Below are 17,065 nucleotides of genomic sequence, written 5' to 3' on the forward strand. Positions count from 1 at the left end.
GGCACCGTTCCCAGTCAGTGGCGATGCGGGCCAGCCTGGCCAGGGGCGGCTATTTATTTTCACCGAAGATGGTCAATGGGCTGGAACGTTCGGAACGGAGTCCGTTGGTGCCGTAGGCGACGAGGGCATACCAGTGCTCCACGCCAGGGGGGATAATGTTCGTCGAATAGGAATGTACGGCCTTGTCGCTGATGATGGCGATTTGCGTATAGTTTATTCCGTCCAATGATTGGTATATTTCATAGCCCTGAACGTATTTGTAAAGAATATCGTTATAATAGTTCCAGTCAAAAGTGATGTGTGAAGAGCTATACTGGGCACCTGTGATACTTGGCGACTCGAGTATTGGTGCAGAAATGTCTATATGTGCATAATAATTTTTTTCTTCTTGTGCCATTTTGAATGAAAAAGATTTATCGTAGACACCCTGCTTGAGTATTTGAGGCGATACGGTCACTTCCACATTTGCATTCGAATGTGCTGCCACCGTTCCCTGTGCTTGGGATGGGTTGATAAGTGTCGATTTCGTGTCGAACGACCAATTGACATCGGTATCCCCGTCGTTTGTTAATGTATATGTCTGTCTGTAGATTTTATCGATCCCTTCGTTTTGAGCGATATAAAAGTTCTTGCCCTGGACTTTGAGTTTGTCCGGATTGGCGCAGGTGCCGTCGATGCTCCAGGTCAAGAGCGTATTTTCGTAAAGTGCTCCGATTTTGAACTTGAATGTATCGTTCAGGTCATCGTTCCCGAGGGTGTTTCCCAAGATGCTTCCAGGCATGACCCATGTAAAATAGCCGTCGATGCCGAATGTCGCCTTGCCCGTAAGCCCCTTGCAGCCACCCACAAAGGCGAACTGGGTTGCCACTTCAACGTAGGGTTGTACGTCAATGGCCGGACCTGTTAGGCTCATTATTTTAAGCATTGGTGTGGCTTTGAAGTAGACTTTTGCTTTGGTATCGACACTGACTTCTGGTTTCGAGAAATTGTTGTTATATTGAGAGGTATTGACAAGCGCCCAGGCTGGAGAGCAATCTGCATCATATGTCAGTCCAGCGGCATTTTTTGCTTGTATTACATCGGCAAATTTCGCGGACACTCCGAAAGAACCTGCGAAACCTATCCACATCTCGATATTACAATCCGCCCAAAATGGCCCGCTAAAAATTTTTCCAAACTGTAATGTGCCTATATATACTTCTTTTGTTAGCGCATCCGGTGTGCCTTCAACGGTAATAGACAATTCGCTTGTCTGTGTTATTTCCGGTATAAATCGAAACTGTTTCAAGCCAAAGAGGGAAAAATCGGCAGAATAGGCAAGATTGAACTCAAGCTCGACTTTTCCGCAAATTTTTGCGTTCAATCCGGCATCAGTTTCGTATGAAAAACAGTTCTCGAAGGAAGCCCCGCCCTCGTCGGTCGGTTCGCTGAAATATATTGTAAAAACAGAACTGTCAGATGGAGCGGACTTGATGCGCAGTTTTTTTCCGTTTGATGTAGTTATCGTGCCTTCGGAAGAAACCAAATCGGAATGAGTCATTTTTTTGGAAGCGTACAACGTGCCTGAGGCAATGACATCTTCAAGCGTGCAGGCTTCCGTCGAGGCCAGGAGGCCGCCAGCCACAGAATGAACAACGGATGTGACTCGTCGAAAAAAAGCGGGATTATTGTGCCCTATAATGTAATCTCCCGAGTTGAGCTTTTTAAGCTTCGCCATGAGGGCAGTGTTGGTTTTATCTCCCGACACGATATAAGTGCTGTCGTATGAAATCGTGACGCGGGCCTCTGACAAATCTACCAAGTTGACCGGTTTGTAGTCTATGGCCGAAGACGCGAAATGGACAAGGATGGTCCGGTCCTGGAGCAAGGGGACCGTGCACTGGGTCAAGTCGTCGGAAACCGATTCACAACCTTCCCAGGACATGATGGTCGCGCCGGATTTGGGCTGCGCCGTCAAGGTGATACGCTTATCCTGATCCTGCTGATACGCATTTGCCGTAATGCCGGCCCCAGTGTCGTAATCGTAGGAGAGAATGGAATCCGAGGAAAAGGAGCCTGGGCCGCTGGGGATGACATTGATTTGCACAGGCTTGGCATTGGCCCCGGCCAAAACGGCCGGCATGAATTCGAGGATGTCCGCCTGGCTGCCGTTTACGTGGAGAAGCGAGATGGCAAGCGCAAGCACGGCAAGGTGTATTTTTCGCATGATGTGTCTCGCAAGGATCGGTTGGCGTGATGTGGCGGCGGCTGTGTCGTTTGTCTTCATGTCGTTTTGGCAATACCGTCACCGGAGCAGGCGCACAGCCAGTCTCATCTGGTGGCGATGCCCAAGCGAGGGGCGCAGTACGAAATCCTGAAAAAAAGATGATCGAAAAAACAAATCGATTATTGGGGAATAATGTATGGTTTTCAAATAGGGTCGTCAAGCCGGAGGAGGTGTTGTACGGGTGTTCCGGACCGCCATGGCGCGGATACGGACGAACCGTCCTCGCCCGGCCGGAAAGGCGGAAGGGGCGATGCGCGGCTTGAGTTCCGGCAGCGTTCATAGTAAGCGCCCAAGCGCCGGCGTTGGCCCGGCCCAATCAGCATGCATCACGCCACTTCCACGACGACCGCCGGCCCCGCCCAGGCCGCGCCGCCCGGGCGCCCGGGCTTTTTCGCCCGCCTGGACTGGGCGCTCGTCGCCATCCTGATCGTGGCGGCCTGGCTCCTGTTCTACAACCTGGGCCAGCGCCCCTTCTGGCAGGACGAGGCCGAAACCGCCTGCCTGGCCAAAAACGTCCTCAAAGCGGGCCTCCCCTACGCCTTTGACGGCGTCAACGTCGTCTCCCAGGAAGAGGAGCGCGAATTCGACAAGACCGGCGGCTACCTTTGGCGCTGGTCACCCTGGATTCAAATTTACATGCAGGCCGGCGGCTTTGCCGTCGGCGGGCTCGATACCGCCGCCGGCCGCGTGCCCTTCGCCCTGGCCGCCCTGGTGGCCATCTATTGGACCTACCGCCTGGTGCGCCGCCATTTCGGCGACCGCAACTGGGCGCTTTTGGCGGCAACCCTGCTGACGCTAAGCGTGCCCTACCTGCTCATCGGCCGCCAGGCCCGCTACTACGCCCCGGGCACGCTGTTCGTCCTGTGGACGCTCGACGCCTTTTTTTCCGACTGGCAGCGCCGCTGGGGGGCCTGGTGGGCGATGTTTGCCGGCATGGTGCTGCTTTTCCATGCCAACTACCTGCTCTTTTTGAGCTTCGCCCCAACCGCCTTGGTCGCGGCCGCCCTGGTCTTTCCCGAGCGCCTGGCGGTCAAGCGCCTGGGCCTGCTGGCCGGGCTGACCACGCTGGTGGCCGTCATCCCGGGCATCCTCCTCTACCGCATCGGCCGGCAAAGCGGCATGTTCGACATCCTGCTCGTGCCGCAAAACCTGATGCTCTATTTCGCCGACCTGTGCATGTTCTGTATTCCCCTGCCGGTGTCCGTGGCCCTGGTGTGGCGTTGGCGGGGCTTTTTCACGCGCCTGCGCCGGCCGGCCGACGGCGGCGAGCGGTTCGTGCTGTTTTGCGCTGTGCTCATCATCCTGAGCCTGGCCTTCCTTGGCCTCGTGCCCCAGCGTTTTTTCCGCTACATCGCCCATCTGCTGCCGCTGTGCGCCATCCTGCTCGCCTGGTGCGTGCGCCGGTTGTGGGGCTTTTCCCGGCCCGCCGCGGCCATGCTTTTTTTCCTGCTGGCCGCGACCAACTGGCTGGCCGTTTACCCCATGGAGCGGCTCAAGATCGTCAACCGGCCGTGGCAAAACGATTTCCGCATGCTGACCTCGCTTAATTTCCCCATCAAGCTCTTCGTCACCGAGCTGGTCTGCGGCTATCCCGACGTCAATACCGCCATCGTGGAATTTTTCCGGACCCACGCCAAGCCGGGCCAGACGGTCCTGGCCGAATACGGGGAACTGCCACTGGCCTTCTACGTCGATGGCCTGCGCGTCATCGGCGGCCTGCAGGGGCCGGTGCCCGAGGGCACCAAGCCCGACTGGGTGCTGCGCCGGCGGGTGGTGCGGGTCAACCGGGACCGCTTCCTGTTCGGTGCCCGGGAATTCACCGACAGCCTGGATTTTGCCCGCGACTACGAACGCGTGCCCCTGGCCTTCCCGGACGAGACCTTCGGCAACCGCACCGACGACCCCAACCACCACTACTTCGTGCCTGTGGAGGCGCCCCAGAAGGAGCTGGAGGTCTGGCGGCGCAAGGAGGCGACACCGTGAAGCGCCTTGCTACCCGCGACAACCTCGTGCGCCTGCTGCTCCTCGTGGCCCTGGGCGGCACCATCTACAAGGGGTTTCTCAAGACCCCCGAGGGCGCCACCTGGCTTAGGCCCGCCGGCTTCTACGAGGGCCTGGTCAACGACGGCGAAAATACGGCCATCATGAAGGAACGCCACCGCGACGTGCTGGAGGCCACGGACAAGGCCGTGCGCGTGCGCCTGAGCGAGCTGCGCGCCGGGGTCTACAAGCCGGCCCCGGGGTTGATCATCACCGAGGAGTCCCTGGTCCGGGCCATCCGCAAGGACCAGGCCACCCGGGAGCGGGCCGTGGACGACGAGGTGCGGGCCTTCGAGAAGCTCGAGCGGGCCAAACGCCTGGAGGCGGCCGGCTGGCGCCTGGGCCTGGGCTGCCCCCCGGCGGCGGAGGGCAGGCCGTGAGCCGGGCGGGCAAGGCCGTGCGCGTGTGCCTGTGGAGCGGCCTGGGGCTTGTCGTCCTGGCCGTGGCCGCGCTCATCTGGTTCGGGGCCTGGCACTATCCGGCCCTGGGCCTGGCCGGCATCCCCAAGGGCGATCCGGCCCGGGCCATGGACCTGGCCGTGCGCGGCATGACCGCCGCCGACGGGCTGACCTTCGAGGACTGGGACTTCCGGAAATTCCGCAGCGTGCAGCGCGGCGGCGAGGCCTATGCCTGGGGCGCGGCCCGTTGCCGCACGGCCGCAGGGGCCACGACGTTCTACTGGGTCTACCTGGAGTGGAGCAACAAGCGCGGCCAGTGGCTGCGCAACTACAGCCTGGAACTGGCCGCCCCCGACGACGAGCTCTACTTCACCCGGACCTTCCCGGGCCAGGTCGAGCGGGCCCGGCTGGCGCTTTCCAAGCTTGTCGGCCAGCTGCGCTCCCACCTGCGCGAAACCCGGGCCTTCGCCCGAAATCCCCAAGGCTTGCAAACCCCGGGCCTTTGACGTATTGGCGAGTTTTCCGGCCATGTGCCGGAAGACCGGCCCGGCCTGACGGCTGTCGGCGCGGCGCACCGCACAATCCTGTCCGCGCCGCCGCCTTCTCCAACCCCACGCGAGGAAATGACGAACGCCATGAGACTTCGCCAACGCTGCGAGCACTTCAATAGCCTGCATTCGAGCATCTCGGCCCTGGGCATCAATCCGTACTTCCGTCCCATCGCCAAGACCTGGGGCACGGAGGTCGAGGTCGAAGGCCGCCGTCTGATCATGATCGGCTCCAACGACTACCTGGGGCTGTCCCACGACCCCCGGGTCATGGACGCCTCGGCCCGGGCCGTCTACGACTGGGGCACCGGCCCCGGCGGCTCGCGCTTTTTAAGCGGCAACATGGTGCTGCACCACCGCCTGGAGGAGCGCCTGGCCGCCTTTGTCGGCAAGAAGCAGGCCGTGGTCCACGTCACGGGCTTTAGCACCAACATGGGCGCCCTGGGCGTGCTGGTCACACCGGCCGACACCGTCATCTGCGACCGGGAAAACCACGCCAGCATCTTCGAAGGCGTGAAGAATACCAAGGCCCGGCAGGTCACCTTCGCCCACAACGACGCCGCCCAGGCCTTAAAGCGCGTGGAGGACGCCAAGGCGTCGCGCCCCGACGGCGACGTCTTCCTCGTCACCGAGGGCGTGTTCAGCATGTCCGGCGAACTGGCCGTCCTCGACGAACTGGCCGCCGTGAAGGACGCCCATCCCGACGTGGTCTTCTACCTCGACGACGCCCATGGCCTGGGCGTGTTCGGCCGGGGCGGGCGCGGCGCGGCCGACCATTTCCGCGTCACGGACAAGGTCGACTTCATCATGGGCACCTTCAGCAAGTCCCTGGCCTCCATCGGCGGCTTCATCGCCTCCGACGACGAGGACATGCTGCGCTACCTGCGCTACCAGTCGCGCACCCAGATTTTCTCCGCCGCCCTGCCGGCCGCCAACACCGTGGCCGTGCTCACCTGCCTGGACATCCTCGAGCGCGAGCCCGAGCGCGTGGACCGGCTCCACGAGGTCACGTTGCGCATGCGCCAGGCCTACAAGGACATCGGGCTGCGCATCGGCGGGTCGGCCTCGCCGATCATCCCCATCATCATCGGCTCGGACGAGAAGGCCTTCCAGTTCTCGCGGGCGCTTTTCGAGGCCGGCATCTTCGCCCTGCCGGCGGTCTACCCGGCCGTGCCCCGCGGCCAGGCCCTGATCCGCACGGCCTACATGAGCACCCACCAGGACCGCCAGCTCGACGTCGTCCTGTCGGTGCTGGACCGCCTGGCCCGGGAGTTCCGCGTGCGCGAGTGCGACCTGCCCGACGTGCCCGACGCGATCCGCACCGACGAGGAGGCCGAGGCTGCCGGCCGCTCCCGGCTGTCGTACTTGTAAAGCGCCGACGCCTTCGGTATAGGCGCGGGAGCGTCCTGGCGACGCTCCCCGGTATCTTTATTATGGCCATAGGAAAACGGAAAAAAATCACTGTCGCCGAGCTCGACCGTATCCGTCGGCGCGGCGCCGGTCCTTTGCGCTACTTTGACCTCGTCCGGGTCAGCGTGCGCGAGGTCTTGCGCAAGCGCCGGCGTTACATCGGCGTGCTCGCGTCCATTGCCCTGGGCATGGCGGGTTTCATCGTCATCATCACCATGGGCAACGACCTGAAAAAGAACTTCAACAACGACCTCGACCTGCTCGGCGGCGCCACGATCATGAACGTCATGTTCGAGCAGCTGCCGCTTGAGCGCCAGGAATGGTTCCGCGACCGCACCCTGGAGGCCATGGGGCGCATCCCGGGCGTGACCGACATCACCAAGGTGGCGCTCAAGACCAGCGCCCTGACCACCTGGCAGGACCGGCTCTTCGGCTTCAACCTTGTCGGCTGCGAGGCTAACTACTGGCGGGTGTTTTCCTTCAACGCCGCCGCCGGGCGCCTTTTCGACGAGCGCGACGTGGCCGAGGGGGCCCGGGTGTGCGTGGTCGGCGCCGACCTGGCCCGCCAGATGTTCGGCGATGACAAGCAGGCCCTGGGCAAGGTCCTGTCCATCGACGACAACCTCTACACCGTCGTCGGCATCCTGGGCGGCGTGCGCGCCGGCGACCGCAGCCAGTTCGTGTTTTTGCCCATCACCACCGCCCGGGCGCGCGTGGTGGGCATCTCCATGCCCTACAGCGCCTACGTGCGCTGCGCCACCTGGGACGACGTCGCCCCGGTGGCCAAGGCCGTGCCCGGCGTGGTCAAGGCCAACCAGCCCGACCGGGGGCTGCGGGTCAACGTGGCCTGGGAGCCCCTTAAGCAGGTGCAGCGCATCTTCTGGTGGGTGGAGCTTTTCATCTACAGCTCCATCGTGGCCACCATGATCCTCGGCGGCTTCGGCATCTGGAACATCATGATGGCCACGGTCACCAGCCGCACGCGCGAAATCGGCCTGAAAAAGGCCATGGGCGCCCTCGATACCGACATCCTCTACCAGTTCCTGTTCGAAGCCCTATGCGTCACCCTGTCCTCGTCGGTGATCGGCGTCATCCTCGGCCGGGTGGGCATCGCCTACATGAGCCGCATGCTCGGCTCGAGCCCGCCCGAGGGCCTTTTCTGGTTCTGCCTGCTTTTGGGCCTGACCTTCGCGGCGGTGCTCGGCATCGGCGCGGGACTGTATCCCTCCATCCGGGCCAGCCGGATGCAGGTCGTGGACGCCATGCGCTATGAGTAACCAGACGGACGTTTACGACGACAATGCCCTCGTCATCGACATCAACGGGCTGACCAAGACCTACAACTCCGGACTCGAACCGATCCGGGTGCTCAAGGACGTCAACCTGCACGTGCGGCGGGGCGAGATGGTGGCGGTCATGGGGCCGTCGGGGTCGGGCAAATCCACGCTCCTTTTTATCCTGGGGCTGTTCCAGCCGCCGTCGACCGGGGGCTACAAGGTGGCCGGGGTGGACGTGCTGTCGCTTTCGCGCGACCAGCAGGCGATTTTCCGCCGGGAGATGCTGGGGTTCGTTTTTCAGACCTGTGACCTGCTTGAAAACTCCACCGTGTACGAAAACCTCGAGCTGCCGCTCATCTACGCCGGCGTGCGCCGCCGGGATCGGCCCGAGCGCATCAAGGAAGCCCTGCGCATGGTCAGCCTGGAACACCGGATCCACCAGCCCTCCAACCGCCTGTCGGGCGGCGAGCGCCAGCGTGTGTCCATCGCCCGGGCCCTGGTCAACGAACCCGAGTTTATTTTGGCGGATGAGCCCACCGGGCAGCTTGACCGGGAAAACAGCCTGCGTGTATTGGAGTACTTCACGAAGATCACGGAAGAAGCCCGCACGGCCATGGTCGTGGTCACCCACGACGCGATGACGGCCGAGCATTGCACGAGAAAATGCGTCCTGACGGACGGCTACCTCAACGGTTAAACGCTCGACGGGGAGGAGCGCATGGCCAGGAATTCGACCAACGGGCTGGGGGGGAAGGCGTCCGGGGGGGGCGCCCGCGAGAAGGCCACGTTCCGGGGGGGGAACCGAGCCTGGGTAGCGGTGCTGCTCCTGCTTGTCGCGACGCTTGTGTCCGCGCCGGCCAGTGCCGGTACCGCGGACCGCTACACCAAGGATAAGGTCAAGGGAGCGCCGGCCGCGGCGCCGGTTGCGGCGCCCGCCGCCGCGCCCGAGCCCGCCGGCAAGGCCATGGATGACGAGCCCGCGCCGAGCTTCGCCAAGGCCGCCTCCAACATGGCCCTGGGGCCGACCACCGTGCGTTCGCCGGCCGACTTCCAGGAATGCGTGCGCGTGGCCCTGGCCCAGTCGCCGATCCTGACCAAAAGCTCCATCGAGATCGAATCCAAGCGCCTGGATGTGGGGGATGCCTATTCCCAGTACATCCCCACCATCGTGCTGAGCACGACCTTTTACCTGCGCCTGCCCGAATACAAGAACACGGCCGCCGCCACCGCCTACCAGTCCGTGTTCAACAACGCCTCGTCCGACCCGACCCAGAACCTGGCCAACTCCATCACCGCCGCCAACACCGTCTACGCCGGCAACTCCAACAACCGCAACCGCAAGAAATACGACCTGAATTTCTCCACCGGCGCCTGGAACCCGCTGTTGACCGCCTTCGAGGTCCAAGCCCGCAAGGAGATGGTCAACATCGCCGTGCTGTCGCACCTCAAGGTCATCGACCAGGGCCTGCAGCGCCTGGGCACCACCTTCCTCCAGCTCGGCATGGTCGAATCCATCATCCGGCTGGCCCGGGAAAAAGAGGACCTGGCCGTCAAGAACCTGGAATACGTCAAGACCAAGGCCGGCCTCGGCCAGGGCGCCCAGCTCGACGTGCGCATCGCCGAGACCAAGATCAACCTGGCCAAGGCCGAGGCCGAGAAGATGCGGACCACCAAGTCCGTGCTCCTCGACGAGATGAAGTTCCTCATGGGCGTGCCCTTCGTCCAGAAGGTCGAACTCACCCTGGACAACGCCTCGCGGCAGGTTCTGGAGGAGTTCAACCCGGCCAACGTGTCCGACGATTCCCTGCGCAAGCACTCCTTCCAGCTGCGCATCCACGAATACGAGAAGTCGCTGCAGCGCAAGAACATCGCCTTGTCCTACATCCACTTCCTGCCGACCTTCTCCTTCGGCTTCACCTCGATCTCCACGCTCAACAGCAGCAGCAACGCCTACAAGGACGACACCTCGTCCCTGCCGTTTATGTACCCCAACCTGACGCTCAATTTCCCCTTCGACTGGTGGACCAAGGGCCGCGACGTCAGCCGCCAGTACAAGAAGATGGCCCAGCTCAACGTCGAGAGCCGCAACATCGAGTTTTCGCTGATGAGCGAGTTCCAGCAGTCCCTGGCCAAGCTGCGTTCGGCCAACTCCGAAGTGAAATTCGCCGAGTCCTCGGTGGAGCTGCAAAAGCTGACCGTCCAGCAGTCCCAGTTCCGGTTCGAATCGGGCCAGGCCGAATACGACGCCATCGTCAAGAGCATGGGCGAGTTCCTCGACAGCAAGCAGAACCTGCTGCTCAAGCAGTACGATCGCGATGTGGCCATGTTGAAGGTCCGGGGCCTGTCCGGCGATTTCCAGGACCGCTACATCAACGCCACTGTCATGGAGAACAACTAGATGCGGTTTTTCGCCTTGTTGCTGGCGGCCGGCCTGGTGCTGGCCGCCGCTCCCAGCCCGGCCCAGGACAAGGCCGCCCCGGCTCCGGCCCCGGCCGCGCAGCCCGGCGCCTCGTTTCGGCCGGCGGACATCAGCTTTTCCGGCAAGCTCTACAGCCCCGTCAAATTGTCGGTCTTTTTGCCGTACAATGCCAAGATCACCACGCTGTCCGGCCACATCGGCCAGAAGGTCAAGCGCGGTGAAGTGCTGGCCACCTACGAGATCCCCTTGGAAACCCGCATGGACGAGAAGACCAAGCTCTCGCCGGCCAACATCAAGGAGCTCGAACACAAGCTCGCCAACGCCGACAAGGAGATCGACCGCTTTTCGGCCAAGGCCCGCGAACTGGAAGCCATGAGCCAGCGCAGCATGGCCTCCCAGCAGTCCATTTCCATGAACGCCAAGGAAATCGAGGTGTTCCGCAAGGAAAAGACGGCTGTCTCCGAACAGCTCGCCCTGGCCCGGGACCTGCTGAGCGACCGGGTGGAACTGGCCGAGGACCGTTTCGGCAAGGGGGCGGGCGTGGGTAAAATGCCCAAGGACGGCATCATCAAGGCCCCCATCGACGGCTTCGTCCTGTGGATGAACCCGGAACTGCGCAACGGTGTCAAGCTGGCCAAGGAAGCCGAGCTCTTCCAGGTCGGTACCCTGGACCCCATGATCATCCGGGCCCAGGTCCATGAAATCGAGGCCCAGAAGCTCAAGGAAGGCATGTCCGCCACGGTCACCTTCGATTCCATCCCCGGCAAGCCGTTCGCCGCCTCGGTATCGCGCATCCCCTGGGCGCCCATCCCGGCCGCCTTGCAGCAGCCTTCGTACTACGACATCGAACTGACCATCCCCAACCCCAATCAGGAACTCAAGGAAGGCCTCAAGGGCCAGATCGTCATCCAGCCCGGCAAATAAGGCCCGTCCATCGCCATGTCCGCTTCCCCCCTCGTTGTGACGCCCGTGGCCGGCAAGGCCCAACGGGAGCGTTTCATCCGCTACGCCTGGGAGATCTACCGCGACGACCCCCTGTGGGTCCCGCCGCTGTTGCCCATGCAGCGGGACATTCTCGACCCCGACAAGGGGCCGTTTTTCGAGTTCGGCCAGGCCCAGTATTTCCTGGCCCAGCGGGACGGACGCATCGTCGGGCGCATCAGCGCCCATGTCAACGGGCTCTACGAGAAGCATCACGACGCCGAGACCGGGTTTTTCGGCTTTTTCGAGTGCGAGGACAACCGCGAGACCGCCCACGCCCTGTTCGACGCCGCCGCCGACTGGGTGCGCGACCACGGCAAGACCCGGCTCCACGGCCCCCTGTCCTTTTCCATCTACGACGAGGTCGGCCTGCTCGTGGAGGGCTTCGATTCCCCGCCCTGCATGATGCACACCCACAATCCGCCCTATTACGAGGACCTCGTCACCTCCTGGGGCTTTGGCAAGACCTACGACTGGTACGCCTACAAGATCCCTTGGAACACGGAGCTCGACCCGAAAAAGCTGGCCCTGATGCGCGACAGCATCCTCAAGCGCCAGCACTGCCAAATCCTGCCCATCGAGCGCCAGGATTTCGCCAAGCGCGGCCCCCAGATCAAGGAACTTTTCAACGACATCTGGAGCAAGAACTGGGGCCATATTCCGCTCACCGACCGCCAGTTCCAGGACATCTTCGTCACCCTCCAACCGCTGGTGCGCCCCGACCTCGAAAGCATGATCCTCGACGGCGACGACATCGTGGCCTTTTCCGTGGTCTCGCCGGACATGAACCGGGCGGTGAAGAAATTCAACGGCAAGTTCGGCTGGTGGCAGAAGCTCCAATTGCTGTGGTACTGCCGGGTGCGCCCGCTGACCCACTGCCGGGCCATCATCATGGGCGTGGCCAAGAGCCACCAGTGGAAGCGGCTGCACCACGCCATCATCCTCAATATCATGATCAATTTCCTGGAAAACCACCCCAGGATGGAATACTGCGACTGCTCGCTGATTCCGGAATCCCTGGAACAGTGGAACAAGACCCTGCGCGACTACGGCGGCGAGCGCTACAAGGTCTTCCGCCTCTATGACCGGGCCATCTGACGGTCCGGCTGGCGGCCGGGACTGGCTTTTCGTCGGGTTGTTGTCCGCTGGTGTCTTTGCCGTGGCCCATCGCCTGGGCCTGGCCTCGCCCTATGTCGTCAACGACGATGTCCGCCAGCAAATCTACTGGATGGCCCGGTTCCTGGACCCAAGCCTGTATCCGCCCGACCTATTGGGTGACTACGCCGCCGCCTACGTGCCCGCCGCGCTCAAGGCCCTTTATTTCGCGGCCGCCAAGGGCTTTGGCTGCGACCCCATCCTTTTCTCCAAGCTCCTGACCGGCGGGCTGTTCGTCGCCCTGGCCCTGGCCTTTTTCGGCCTGGGCACGGTCCTCGAGGGCCGTGTGCTCGGCTATGCCTGCGCGGCCATGGCCTGGTGCCTGCCGTATTTCCTCAAAAGCATTTCCGGAGGCCTGTCGCGTTCCTTTGCCCCGCCGCTGTTGGCGCTTTTTTTCCTGGCCTGGCTGCGCCGCTCGGGGGGGGCCATGGCCGCTACCCTGCTGGCCCAGGCGCTTTTTATCCCCTACATCGCCGTGCTGTGCGCCGTTTGCGCCTGCCTGGACGCCTTTTTGTGCCGCATCGTGGATCGCCCGGCCGGCCCCTTTCCCGCCCGGCCCTGGCATGGGCTGGCCCTTGTCCTGGCCGCCGGCCTGGTCTGGTCGTTCAGCCATGGCCTCGACGTGGCCGGCTTCGGGCCGCTGGTCGGCCGGTCCGCCCTGGCCGCCGGGCCGGAATTTTCCGCCGCCGGCCGCCTGGAACTCTATCCCCTGCCCAACCCCTTTTTCGATCTGGTCTACTGGCCCTTCGAAAGCATCGGCCTTTTCCTCGACATCGGCCTTGTGGCCGGCATCGTCAGCCTGGCCGTGTTGTTGCCGTTCGTCATCGTCGGCGCCCGGCGCGCCCCCTGGCCAGGCCTTGCCGCCACCGCCGGCCGGCCGGCGGCCATGCTGCTGGCTGGTTCGCTGCTCCTCTACGCCCTGGCCCGCATCGTGGCGCTCAAGCTCTTCGTGCCCGACCGCTATATCACCTACACCGTGAACCTGCTCTACGCCCTGTGCCTGGCCGTGGTGCTGCGCCATGCCCTGGCCGGGCTCCTTTCCCGCCGCCTGGGGCGTTTCGTGCTGCTGGCCGTGGCCCTTGGCCTTGGCCTGTGGCGCCTAAGCGGGGTCGGGCTCTACGACTACCGCGCCGACGCACCGCTCTATGCCGCCGTGCGAGCCCTGCCCAAGGATGCGCTGGTCGCCGGCAACCCCGAGCTCCTGGACACGGTGTTGACGTTTGGCCAACGCAACGTGCTGGCGTCCTTCGAGCTGGCCCATCCCTGGAGCCTCGGCTATTGGGAGCGCTATTTCCCGCGCCTGGCCCACCAGGCCGATGCCTATTACGCCAAGGACCCGCTGGCGGTGCTGGAATTCGCCAAGGCTTACGGCGTCAGCCACATGGTGGTGCGCGAGGCCGACCTGACGCCGGAAGCCGTGGCCAAGGGGCCGCTTTTTGCGCCCTTGGACGCCCGCATCAAGGCCCTGGCCGAGCGGCCCGGTGAATTCGCCCTTCTCGACGCCGCCTTTTTCCCCTATACCAGCCCCGAACCCGGCGTGCGTCTGGTGGACCTGCGGCCGCTTTTGGACAAGCTGCCCGCCGGTGCGCCATAAAGGGCGGCCATGCGCCGAAACCGCCTCCCGCACAGGTCGTAAACCATGTCCGACATGCTCTCCATCATCATTCCGCTTTTTAACGAGCAGGACAACATCGAGCCGCTTTACGCCAAGCTCGACGCCGTGCTGCCGTCCCTGGGCCATCCCTACGAGGTCATCCTCGTCAACGACGGTTCCAGCGACGACACCCGCGAGCGCCTGGACGTCCTGGCCGGCCGGGACACGCGGCTGCGTGTGGTCCACCTGCGCCGCAATTTCGGCCAGACCGCGGCCATGATGGCCGGCATCGACCTGGCCCGGGGCGACATCCTCATCCCCATGGACGGGGACCTGCAAAACGACCCGGCCGATATCCCGCGGCTTCTGGCCAAGCTCGACGAAGGCTACGACGTGGTTTCGGGCTGGCGCAAGGACCGCAAGGACAACCCCATCAAGCGCAATTTCCCCAGCCGCGTGGCCAACGGGCTCATCTCCGCCATCTCCGGCGTGCACCTGCACGACTACGGCTGTTCGCTCAAGGCCTACCGCCGCGAGATCATCAAAGGCGTCAAGCTCTACGGCGAGATGCACCGTTTCATCCCCATCCACGCCGCCTGGCAGGGCGCCCGGGTCACCGAAGTCGGCGTCACCCACCATCCGCGCATCCACGGCCAGTCCAAGTACGGCATCGAGCGGACCGTGAAGGTCATCCTCGACCTCATGACCGTCAAGTTCCTGGACAAGTACGCCCAGAAGCCCATGTACCTCTTCGGCGGCTTCGGCCTGGCCAGCATCGCCGCCTCCATCGGCTTTTTCCTGTTCATGCTCTACTGCAAGTTCTTCCTCGGCAAGAGCTTTATCGAAACCCCGCTGCCCCTGGCCGTGGTCATGTTCATGCTCATCGGCATCATGGCCATCCTCATGGGGCTTATCGCCGAGATCCTCATGCGCACCTACCACGAGTCCCAGGACAAGCCGACCTATATCGTGGACTGCACGCGCAACTGCAAGGAACCCGACGCCTGCGTTGCGGCCCAACCCGACGGCGCGCGGTGAGGGAAGGGGCAGCCATGACCGCCATCCGCCGCAACTCCCGGCAGGCGCCGTCGGCCGGGACGGAGCGCTAGCCCCATGTGCGGCATCTGCGGCTTCGTCGGCCCCGGGGACGCCGCCGCCCTGGCCGCCATGAACGGCCGCCTGTCCCGGCGCGGCCCGGACGGGGAGGGTGTTTTCCTCGACGCCCCGGCCGGCGTCCACCTGGCCCACCGCCGCCTGGCCATCATCGACCTGGAAGGCGGCCGCCAGCCCATGGCCACCGCCGACGGCGGCCTGGTCGTCAGCTACAACGGCGAGGTCTACAACCACGCCGCCTTGCGCCGGGAGCTCGAAGCCAAGGGCCATCGCTTCCTATCCGACCATAGCGACACGGAAGTGCTCCTGCACGGCTGGCGGGAGTGGGGCGAGGACCTGCCCGCCAAGCTCAACGGCATGTGGGCCTTCGCCCTCTACGACAAGCCCCGGGGCCTGCTTTTTTGCTCCCGGGACCGTTTCGGCAAAAAGCCCTTTTTCTACGCCGTCCGACCCGGCTTTTTCGCTTTCGCCTCGGAGCTTGCGGCCCTGATCGCCCATCCGCGCCTGGCCGACGCCTGCCTCTCGCGCCCGGCCCTGCGCAAATATTTCGCCTACGGCTTCATTCCCGCGCCCAACGCCCTCTACGACGGCACGCACAAGCTGCCCGGTGGCGAGAACCTCTTCGTGGACGTGGCCACGGCGGCTGTCCGCCGGCGCCGCTGGTGGTCGTTTTGCCTGGAGCCCACCGCCGCCGTGCCGGCCGATGCCGAAACACGCTGGGGCGAGCGGCTCCTGGACTTGCTCGACGCGGCCGTTTGCCGCCGGCTCATGAGCGACGTGCCGCTGGGGGTGTTTCTCTCCGGCGGGGTCGATTCCTCGGCCGTGACCGCCCTGGCCGCCCGCCGCGCCCCGGACGTGGCCGCCTTTTCCATCGGTTTCACCGATCCGGCCTTCGACGAGTCGGCCAAGGCCCGGGAGGCCGCCGCCGCCCTCGGCGTGGCCCACACGGTCACGACCCTGACCCTGGACGAAGCCTTGGCCTTGATGCCCGACATCATCGGCCGCCTGGATGAGCCCATGGGCGACGTGTCGCTCGTGCCCACGGCGCTGTTGTGCCGGGAGACGCGCAAACACGTCACCGTGGCCCTGGGCGGTGACGGCGCCGACGAACTGTTCGCCGGCTACGATCCCTTCAAGGCCCTGCGGGCGGCCGAGGCCTATGCCCGGTGGGCGCCGCGGCCCGTGCATCGGGCCCTGTGCCTGCTGGCCGCCCGGCTGCCCGTCGGCCACGGCTACATGGCCGCGAGCTTTAAAATCAACCGCTTCCTGCGGGGGCTTTCCCATCCGGCCCGGCTGTGGAACCCGGTCTGGCTCGGTCCCCTGGACCCGGCCGGCATCGCGGAACTCTTTGGCGAACCCGTGGACACCGAGGAGCTTTACAGCGAGGCCATCGACGTCTTCGAGTCCTGCCCTTCGCGCGACCTGGTGGACAAGACCATGGAATTTTACACGCGCCTGTATATGCAGGACGACATCCTGGTCAAAACCGACCGGGCCGGCATGATGCACTCCCTGGAAGTGCGCGCCCCCTTCCTCGACATCGAACTGGTGGATTTCGTGCGCACCATCCCCCATGCCCTGAAGTTCCGTCACGGGACCACCAAGTACATCCTGAAAAAAGCCCTGGAGCGGATACTGCCCCGGCAGGTCATCTATCGCAAAAAGCAGGGTTTCGGCGTGCCCGTGGGCCGTTGGCTGGCCGACGGGGCCTTGGCCATGGGGAAAGCCGCCTCCCTGGAGCGGGCCCTCGACGGGCGGTACATCGATGCCCGCATCCGGGAGCATCGAGCGGGCGAGGCGGACCATCGCCTTTTTCTCTGGAACCTCTGGGTGCTGCGCCATATGAACCTGGCGGGGGCCTGAC

13 protein-coding genes are annotated in these 17,065 nt (G+C 63.7%); 12 read left to right on the forward strand and 1 reads right to left on the reverse strand.

Features of this window, described 5'->3' with window-relative positions; genetic code table 11:
• Positions 1 to 49: 49 nt before the first annotated feature.
• Entirely contained in the window at positions 50 to 2,206 is a 2,157-nt protein-coding gene (locus ACP59X_RS02380) for a hypothetical protein (protein WP_428564528.1), read from the reverse strand.
• Between the two features lie 381 nt (positions 2,207 to 2,587).
• Between ACP59X_RS02380 and ACP59X_RS02385 the strand changes: the two genes are divergently transcribed.
• The 12 genes from ACP59X_RS02385 to asnB all read left to right on the forward strand — a co-directional run bounded on the left by ACP59X_RS02385 (position 2,588) and on the right by asnB (position 17,064).
• Positions 2,588 to 4,249, forward strand: a complete 1,662-nt coding sequence (locus tag ACP59X_RS02385) for an ArnT family glycosyltransferase (RefSeq protein WP_428564531.1) — start codon at positions 2,588 to 2,590, stop codon at positions 4,247 to 4,249.
• Entirely contained in the window at positions 4,246 to 4,686 is a 441-nt protein-coding gene (locus ACP59X_RS02390) for a hypothetical protein (protein WP_428564534.1), read from the forward strand. The genes ACP59X_RS02385 and ACP59X_RS02390 overlap by 4 nt, the downstream gene beginning before the upstream one ends.
• On the forward strand, positions 4,683 to 5,210 hold the full coding sequence (locus ACP59X_RS02395; RefSeq protein WP_428564537.1) for a hypothetical protein: 528 nt from the start codon (positions 4,683 to 4,685) through the stop codon (positions 5,208 to 5,210). The genes ACP59X_RS02390 and ACP59X_RS02395 overlap by 4 nt, the downstream gene beginning before the upstream one ends.
• 129 nt (positions 5,211 to 5,339) lie before the next feature.
• The gene (locus tag ACP59X_RS02400) at positions 5,340 to 6,623 is read left to right on the forward strand and encodes an aminotransferase class I/II-fold pyridoxal phosphate-dependent enzyme (RefSeq protein WP_428564540.1); all 1,284 of its coding nucleotides are present in this window, start codon (positions 5,340 to 5,342) and stop codon (positions 6,621 to 6,623) included.
• A 134-nt stretch (positions 6,624 to 6,757) separates the two neighbouring features.
• Complete coding sequence (locus ACP59X_RS02405) at positions 6,758 to 7,939, forward strand: ABC transporter permease (RefSeq protein ID WP_428564543.1); 1,182 nt, start codon at positions 6,758 to 6,760, stop codon at positions 7,937 to 7,939.
• Complete coding sequence (locus tag ACP59X_RS02410; RefSeq protein ID WP_428564546.1) at positions 7,932 to 8,636, forward strand: ABC transporter ATP-binding protein; 705 nt, start codon at positions 7,932 to 7,934, stop codon at positions 8,634 to 8,636. Before ACP59X_RS02405 ends, ACP59X_RS02410 begins: the two co-directional genes overlap by 8 nt.
• 21 nt (positions 8,637 to 8,657) lie before the next feature.
• Positions 8,658 to 10,337 carry a TolC family protein gene (locus ACP59X_RS02415; protein ID WP_428564549.1) on the forward strand — a complete coding sequence of 560 codons (1,680 nt, stop codon included), beginning with the start codon at positions 8,658 to 8,660 and terminating at the stop codon, positions 10,335 to 10,337.
• Positions 10,338 to 11,282 carry an efflux RND transporter periplasmic adaptor subunit gene (locus tag ACP59X_RS02420; protein ID WP_428564552.1) on the forward strand — a complete coding sequence of 315 codons (945 nt, stop codon included), beginning with the start codon at positions 10,338 to 10,340 and terminating at the stop codon, positions 11,280 to 11,282.
• A 15-nt stretch (positions 11,283 to 11,297) separates the two neighbouring features.
• Complete coding sequence (locus tag ACP59X_RS02425; RefSeq protein ID WP_428564555.1) at positions 11,298 to 12,437, forward strand: hypothetical protein; 1,140 nt, start codon at positions 11,298 to 11,300, stop codon at positions 12,435 to 12,437.
• Complete coding sequence (locus ACP59X_RS02430) at positions 12,421 to 14,088, forward strand: hypothetical protein (RefSeq protein WP_428564558.1); 1,668 nt, start codon at positions 12,421 to 12,423, stop codon at positions 14,086 to 14,088. Before ACP59X_RS02425 ends, ACP59X_RS02430 begins: the two co-directional genes overlap by 17 nt.
• 45 nt (positions 14,089 to 14,133) lie before the next feature.
• Entirely contained in the window at positions 14,134 to 15,126 is a 993-nt protein-coding gene (locus ACP59X_RS02435; protein WP_428564561.1) for a glycosyltransferase family 2 protein, read from the forward strand.
• 75 nt (positions 15,127 to 15,201) lie between these two features.
• Positions 15,202 to 17,064, forward strand: a complete 1,863-nt coding sequence (asnB, locus tag ACP59X_RS02440) for an asparagine synthase (glutamine-hydrolyzing) (RefSeq protein WP_428564564.1) — start codon at positions 15,202 to 15,204, stop codon at positions 17,062 to 17,064.
• Position 17,065 lies beyond the last annotated feature (1 nt).

It is taken from the genome of Solidesulfovibrio sp. DCME, from assembly GCF_049995385.1.
In the GTDB taxonomy this organism is placed as follows: domain Bacteria; phylum Desulfobacterota; class Desulfovibrionia; order Desulfovibrionales; family Desulfovibrionaceae; genus Solidesulfovibrio.